This is a genomic window from Ramlibacter sp., from assembly GCF_041916345.1.
Classification (GTDB): domain Bacteria; phylum Pseudomonadota; class Gammaproteobacteria; order Burkholderiales; family Burkholderiaceae_C; genus Ramlibacter.
The window spans coordinates 1-2,817 of the sequence record NZ_JAYRZR010000171.1 but is presented as its reverse complement, the minus strand read 5'-3'; the positions used below and the strand labels follow the sequence as shown (position 1 = coordinate 2,817).

The 2,817-nt window shown below is 68.0% G+C and carries 3 protein-coding genes; all 3 read right to left on the bottom strand.

Going from position 1 to position 2,817, the window contains the following annotated elements; genetic code table 11:
• Nucleotides 1–445: NAD(P)H-dependent flavin oxidoreductase (locus ACE3T5_RS21440; protein WP_374670141.1), on the bottom strand; the 445-nt coding region annotated here is incomplete at its 3' end.
• Nucleotides 446–556: 111 nt separating this feature from the next.
• Entirely contained in the window at nt 557–2,347 is a 1,791-nt protein-coding gene (locus ACE3T5_RS21435; protein WP_374670140.1) for an acyl-CoA dehydrogenase, read from the bottom strand.
• Between the two features lie 149 nt (nt 2,348–2,496).
• Nucleotides 2,497–2,817 (bottom strand): electron transfer flavoprotein subunit alpha/FixB family protein (locus ACE3T5_RS21430; protein WP_374670139.1); only part of this gene is annotated, 321 nt, incomplete at its 5' end.

Below are 2,817 nucleotides of genomic sequence, written 5' to 3'. Positions count from 1 at the left end.
TCAGGCCGTCGGCGCCCTTCTCGATGGCCTTGTGGGCGAACTTGTTGTTGATGATGTCGTGCAGCACCACGCCGCCGTAGCTGTGCGCGGCGGCGTTGATGTCCTCGCGCGCGCCCAGGGAGGTGATGTAGATCGGCACCTTGTACTTGACGCACATCTCCATGTCGCTTTCCAGCCGGTCATTGCTCTTGTGCACGATCTGGTTGATGGCGAAGGGGGCGGCAGGCCGGTCGGGGTTGGCACGGTTGTAGGCGGCCAGCGTCTCGGTGATCTCATGCAGCCATTCGTCGAGCTGCGAGGCGGGCCGCGCGTTCAGCGCCGGCATGGAGCCGACGATGCCGGCCTGGCACTGCGCGATCACCAGCTTGGGGTTGCTGATGATGAACAGCGGCGAGCCGATCACGGGCAGTTGCAGATTGCGCAGCGCCGGGGGAAGCTTGGACATGAGGTCTCCTATGGGGGGATCAGGATGGCGTAGGCTGGTGGTGACCGAAGGGAACCCCAGCGGTTCGGGGACAGCTGGGGTTGCACCCCAGCCTACGAGGCTGCGAGGCGATCAGAAGGCTTCCAGCGCCAACTCGGTCACGCTCTCCGCGCCTTCGACGATGGCGTCACGCAGGCCCGGCGCACGCGCCAGGATGTGCTCGGCATAGAAGCGCGCGGTGGCGATCTTGGCGCGCATGAACTCGGCGTCCTCGCCAGCGGCGAGCTGGTCTTCGGCCACCAGCAGCGCGCGTGCGAGCTGCCAGCCCGCCACCAGGTTGCCGGCCAGCATGAGGTAGGGGACCGATCCGGCGAAGGCCGCATTGGGCGCCTGCTTCGTGCTGCCGGCGATGAAGTCCACCGCTTCGATGAAGGCCTGGCGGGCCGCGGCCAGGCGCTTGCCCATGGCACGCGCCGCCACGCTGTCACGCTGGGCGAGCGCCGCCTCGGTCTTGGCGATCTGCGCCGCGATGGCCTTGGCCGTCTGGCCGCCATCCCGTGCCGTCTTGCGGCCCACCAGGTCATTCGCCTGGATCGCCGTGGTGCCTTCGTAGATGGTCAGGATCTTGGCGTCGCGGTAGTGCTGCGCGGCGCCCGTCTCCTCGATGAAGCCCATGCCGCCGTGCACCTGCACGCCGAGCGAGGTGACCTCCAGGCTCATCTCGGTGCTGTAGCCCTTGACCAGCGGCACCAGGAACTCATAGAAGGCCTGGTTCTCCTTGCGGATGGCGGCGTCGGGGTGGTGATGCGCGGCGTCGTAGGCGGCAGCGGCCACGCTGGCCATGGCACGGCAGCCCTCGGTGAAGGCGCGCATGGTCATCAGCATGCGGCGCACGTCGGGGTGATGGATGATGGGCGCCGGGCCGTTCAGCGAGCCGTCCACCGGGCGCGACTGCACGCGGTCCCGCGCGTACTGCACCGCCTTCTGGTAGGCCCGCTCGGCCACCGCGATGCCCTGCACGCCCACCGCGTAGCGGGCCGCGTTCATCATGATGAACATGTACTCCAGGCCGCGGTTCTCCTGGCCCACGAGATAGCCCGTGGCCCCGCCATGGTCGCCGTACTGCAGCACCGCGGTGGGCGAAGCCTTGATGCCCAGCTTGTGCTCGATGCTCACGCAGTGCACGTCGTTGCGCGCGCCCAGGGAGCCGTCCTCGTTGACCAGGAACTTGGGCACCACGAACAGGCTGATGCCCTTCACGCCCTCGGGCGCGCCGGGGATGCGCGCGAGCACCAGGTGGACGATGTTGTCCGCCATGTCGTGCTCACCGTAGGTGATGAAGATCTTGGTGCCGAACACCTTGTAGGTGCCGTCGGGCTGCGGCTCGGCGCGGCTGCGCACCATGGCGAGATCACTGCCGGCCTGCGGCTCGGTCAGGTTCATGGTGCCGGTCCACTCGCCGCTCACCAGCTTGTGCAGGTAGGTCGCCTTCAGGTCATCGGAGCCGGCCGTCAGCAGCGCCTCGATGGCGCCATCGGTCAGCAGCGGGCACAGCGCGAAGCTGAGGTTGGCGGAGTTGAGCATCTCGCCGCAGGCCGCGCCGATGGCCTTGGGCAGGCCCTGGCCGCCGAAATCCACCGGATGCTGCAGGCCTTGCCAGCCACCCTCGGCGTACTGCCGGTAGGCGTCGCTGAAGCCCGGCGTGGTGGTGACCTGCCCGTCCTTCCAGCTGGAGGGATTCTTGTCGCCCGGCACGTTCAGCGGCGCGACCACGCCCTCGTTGAACTTGGCACATTCCTCCAGCACCGCCTGCGCCGTCTCGAAGCCGGCTTCCTCGAAACCCGGCATCTGGGCGATCTGGTCGATGCCGGCCAGATGGCGGATGTTGAACAGCATGTCCTTGAGGGGGGCGGCGTAGGTCATGGGACGAAGGGGCGGTTGTGGATGGGGGAAAAAGGAGGGGCGGGAGAGCTGGGGTTCCCTTCGGTCACCGCCAGCCTACGGCGCCCTGACAGGCTCGTAGGCTGGGGTGGAGCGCAGCGCAACCCCAGCGGTCACAGCGCTCGGGCGCCTCAGAGCTTCTCGATCAGCTCCGGCACGGCCGTGAACAGATCCGCCTCCAGCCCGTAGTCGGCCACGCTGAAGATCGGCGCTTCCGGATCCTTGTTGATCGCCACGATCACCTTGGAATCCTTCATGCCGGCCAGGTGCTGGATGGCGCCGGAGATGCCGCAGGCCACGTACAGCTGCGGCGCGACGATCTTGCCCGTCTGCCCCACCTGCCAGTCGTTGGGCGCGTAGCCCGCGTCCACCGCGGCGCGGCTGGCGCCCAGGGCAGCGCCCAGCTTGTCGGCCAGGGGTGTGAGCACCTCGTTGAATTTCTCGCTGGAACC